Origin of the sequence: uncultured Cardiobacterium sp. (assembly GCF_938028185.1) — a bacterium.
Classification (GTDB): domain Bacteria; phylum Pseudomonadota; class Gammaproteobacteria; order Cardiobacteriales; family Cardiobacteriaceae; genus Cardiobacterium.
In genome coordinates this window covers 1-3,539 of the sequence record NZ_CALJAH010000313.1, presented here as the reverse complement: position 1 = coordinate 3,539, position 3,539 = coordinate 1, and the positions used below count along the sequence as shown (strand labels likewise).

The 3,539-nt window shown below is 64.9% G+C and carries 3 protein-coding genes; 1 reads left to right on the top strand and 2 read right to left on the bottom strand.

All coding sequences use genetic code 11. The features are described from left to right. Positions 1–594 (top strand): phospholipase D-like domain-containing protein (locus Q0349_RS09200; RefSeq protein ID WP_298080577.1); only part of this gene is annotated, 594 nt, incomplete at its 5' end. Between the two features lie 135 nt (positions 595–729). Here Q0349_RS09200 and Q0349_RS09195 read toward each other — a convergent pair. Both Q0349_RS09195 and Q0349_RS09190 read right to left on the bottom strand, forming a co-directional pair. After that, positions 730–2,847 (bottom strand): DUF1963 domain-containing protein, encoded by a 2,118-nt coding sequence (locus Q0349_RS09195; RefSeq protein ID WP_298080576.1) that lies wholly within the window; start codon positions 2,845–2,847, stop codon positions 730–732. 17 nt (positions 2,848–2,864) lie between these two features. Then, positions 2,865–3,539 (bottom strand): heme exporter protein CcmB (locus Q0349_RS09190; RefSeq protein ID WP_298080575.1); only part of this gene is annotated, 675 nt, incomplete at its 5' end.

Genomic DNA, 3,539 nt, shown 5'->3' with positions numbered 1-3,539 from the left:
AACGGCTACGTCGATGAAATGCCGCCGCGCGCGCCCGCAAGCGGTGGCAGCCAGTTGCAAGTGGTGCCGTCGCAGCCGGGCGGCGACACCGCACTCGTTTACGACGTCCTCTGCAACGCGCTCAACGTCGCCCAGGAGCGCGTCGTCATCAGCACGCCCTACTTCGTGCCGGACGAAGCGCTGCTGAACACGCTGATTATCACCGCGCGCCGGGGCGTGGAAGTCGTGCTCATCCTGCCGCGCCGCGTCGATTCGCGCCTGGTGCGCTACGCCAGCCGCGCCTACTACCAGCCGCTTCTGGACGCGGGCGTGCGCCTGAAAATGTACGACGGCGGCCTGCTGCACACCAAGGCGGTGGTGATAGACGGGCGCTTTGCCCTCTTCGGCACGGTGAACATGGATATGCGCAGCTTCTACCTCAACCTGGAGCTGAGCCTCGCGGTCTATACGCCGGAGACCGTCGCCGCCATCGGCGCGCTGCTGGATGGCTACCTCAAGGACAGCGAAGCGGTATCGCTGAAAAAATGGCAACAGCGCCGCCGCGTGCAGCGCTTCATCGAACGCTGCGTGCGCCTGGTGAGTCCGTTGTTGTAAACAGCGGCATTTGCGGGGCGGTTACGCTGTCGCTAACCGCCCCTACGTTTTCTGAAAATGGCCGCCCGGGCAGACACCCCGCCATAACTTCCCGACAAGAAACCCCGCAACAGCGGGGTTCTTGCTATCTGCGGTTCAGCAACAATCCCAGTAAAACCACGCGCGTTCAAAGCGGCGGGCGCGCAGGTCGGCGGGGCGGAGGAAAAACATACCGATGCCGCTGTCGCCCCACAAGACTTCCACGCCGCTGTCATGTCCGGCGCTATCAAGCTGGAACAGCAGCACATCGTCGTCGCCCGCATCGCGCGGGTCGTATTGGGTGAAGTACGGGTCGCCGCCGAGGGTGTTGTTTGACTGGTGTTCGTCAAGCAGCTGCTCCAGCTCCCACGCATCCAGCCCGTTTTCGCCCAGCCATTGTGGCTGCTCCGAGCCGTAGTGGCGGGTAAATTCGCCGTTGTCGCGCAACAGGTAGCGGGTGGTGAGCGGCTGCCAGGCAACGGCGTATTCGCCGTCCACCGGGTGAAACCAGTCCTCTTCGCGCGGCAGGGCGGCGTCAATCACCTGCCAGGCGGGCGGCATCGCGTGGTGACGCTGCTGCCAAAGCGTGAGGCTGCGCGGCATTTGCAACGGCACGGCGACGCTTAACTGGTACGGGCTGGCGACCTGCAACGCGGCGACGCGCGGGCGTTCTGCCTGCCATTGTTGTGTCAACTCGCCGTGGTTTTCGGCGGCAACGTCAGCATCGAAAGCAGCAAGAAACTGGCCGATAACCGCCCGCATCGCTGCCTGTTCCGCCGGGTCGCTGTCGGCATTGGCGCGGGCGATGGTATTCATCAGGGGATCGCGCATATTTTCGTACCAGTCGGCAAGCTGCCCGCCAGCGTCCGCCCCGCCAGCTTCACGGGCGGCGGCTGTCGCGGGCGCGTCATTTTTCTCCGCCTGCCAGCGCTGTTCGCACGCTTCCATAGCTTCTCTCAGGCGGCGCAGCTTCTCGCGGCTGCGCGCGGTGGCGCAGCGGTTTTCGGCAACAAAGTCCTGCCAAAATAACGGCGGCACGCCATCCATCTGCGGCTGCCATAAATATTCATCGCCGGGCAGTTCTTGCGCTAACGCCTCAATGCGGCGCTGGCAGGCGGCAAAGGGCGCGCCCTCTGCGGTGAGCGCCTCGTGCAGGGCGTCAATACTGCCGATGTGCAATGCTTGCAGTTGGCGGGCAAGTGCCGCTTCTTTGCCATGCCATGCGTTTGCCGCCGCCGTCCACAGGCGGGTAAGGGTATCGTCGCCGATATGCGCGGCCACGGCGGCATGACGCGTCATCCAGGCACGGATTTCCGCAGCCGGGTCTGCCGCCCAGCAAGTTGCGAAGAAGCGGGATTGGGCGTCGTAAATGCCTTCTGCCCATTGTGCGGCGCGCGGGTCGGTACTCGCGGCAAGGTATGCGGCGGTCTGCGGGAAAGCAGCGTGCAGGGTTTTGAGGGCGTGGCTAAAACTGAGGGGGGCGAGGTGCGCCAGATGCGCGGGCAGTCCGGCGGCAAAAGCGGTGAGTTCTGCCGTCCAGCGGCGATTCAGGGCGGCATCATCCAGCGCGTGAATGAACAGGTTGGCTTGTTGCAACCACATACGGAAGCCCTCCCACGCGGGCGGGCGCAGCGGGTCGTCCTGTTGTTCCGCCGCGGCGGGCGGTGTTGCTTCAGGTGCGGCGGCTTTGCTGTCGAGAATGTCATACACATACTGCCAGAGTGCCGATACGGCGCCGTCATCGTCATCACCGTTATCGTCGTCATCACCATCATCATCACCGCCTGCATCAAGATAGGGGAAGGCAGCAGCGCTAAACAGCGCGCGTTGCGCGTCGCGGGTGAGCGACGGCGCGGCGGTGTCGGCGAAGTACACACAGCGGTAGCCGCTGGCGTCGCGCGGGTTGTCAAAATGCGCGCCATAGAGGTCGCTTTGCGGGTCGATATAAAAGGCGAGCAGGCCGCTTTCCGGCAAACCGAGCGCCTGCGCCGCGCCGGGTGGCAGTTCGCCGAGGTTGAACTGCGCCAGCAGCGCCAGCGGTTGCCCGGCGGCATTGCGCGGGTAATCGCGCTCTTCTGGCCAGTAGCCGATGCCGCCAACGCGCGAGGCGGTCGCCGCCAAATCGTGCGCCGGATGCAAGCGGTAAGGCAGCGCCGCTTTGCCGCTGGCGCGCACTTGCGCGAGGGCTGCGGGCGAAAGGCGGCTTTGCAGCCATGAGAAGATGGGGTCGGTCATGGGTGTTTCCTTGAAAGTTAAGGCAACCCCTGCGCGCGGATTGCCAGCGTACCGAACGGGATAATGGTGATAAGCGCGAACAGGTTAAACGCGCCGAGCAGCGCGTAGTGGCCGTTGATGGCGAGGCCAAGCAGGCTGTCGTGGCTGGCGGTGACGCCGATAATCAGCACCGGAATGTACAGCGGCACAACGATGAGAAAGCGCAAAAACGTGCCGTGGCTGTGTGCCAGCGTCAGCACCGCGCCGAGTGTGCCAACCAGCAACAGCGGCAGGCTGCCGAGTGCCAAGAGCGCCGCCAGCGCGGGCATTTTCGTCGCCGGAATGTGCAGCATCATCGCGAGCAGCGGCAATACCGCGAGCAGCGGCAGGGTGAAGCGCAGCCAGGCGGCGGTGAGTTTGGCGGCGAGCAGTTGCCACAATTCGGGCAGGTGGATGCGGTCCTGGCTCAGGGTGCCGTCGGCGTAGTCTTCGGCGAAAAGCTGTTCGCTCGCCAAAAGCGCGGCGAGCAGCAGCGCAATCCACAGCGCCGCCGGGGCGATGCGGGCAAGGGCGTCGTTGTCCGCGCCGCTGGCGAGCGGAAAGAGGCAGATGGTGAGGATGAAGAACAGCACGGGTTGCAGCAGGGTCTGCGGGTTGCGCAGGCTGGCGCGCAATTCGCGGCGGATGAGGAGCGGGAGCATGGCAGGCGGGAT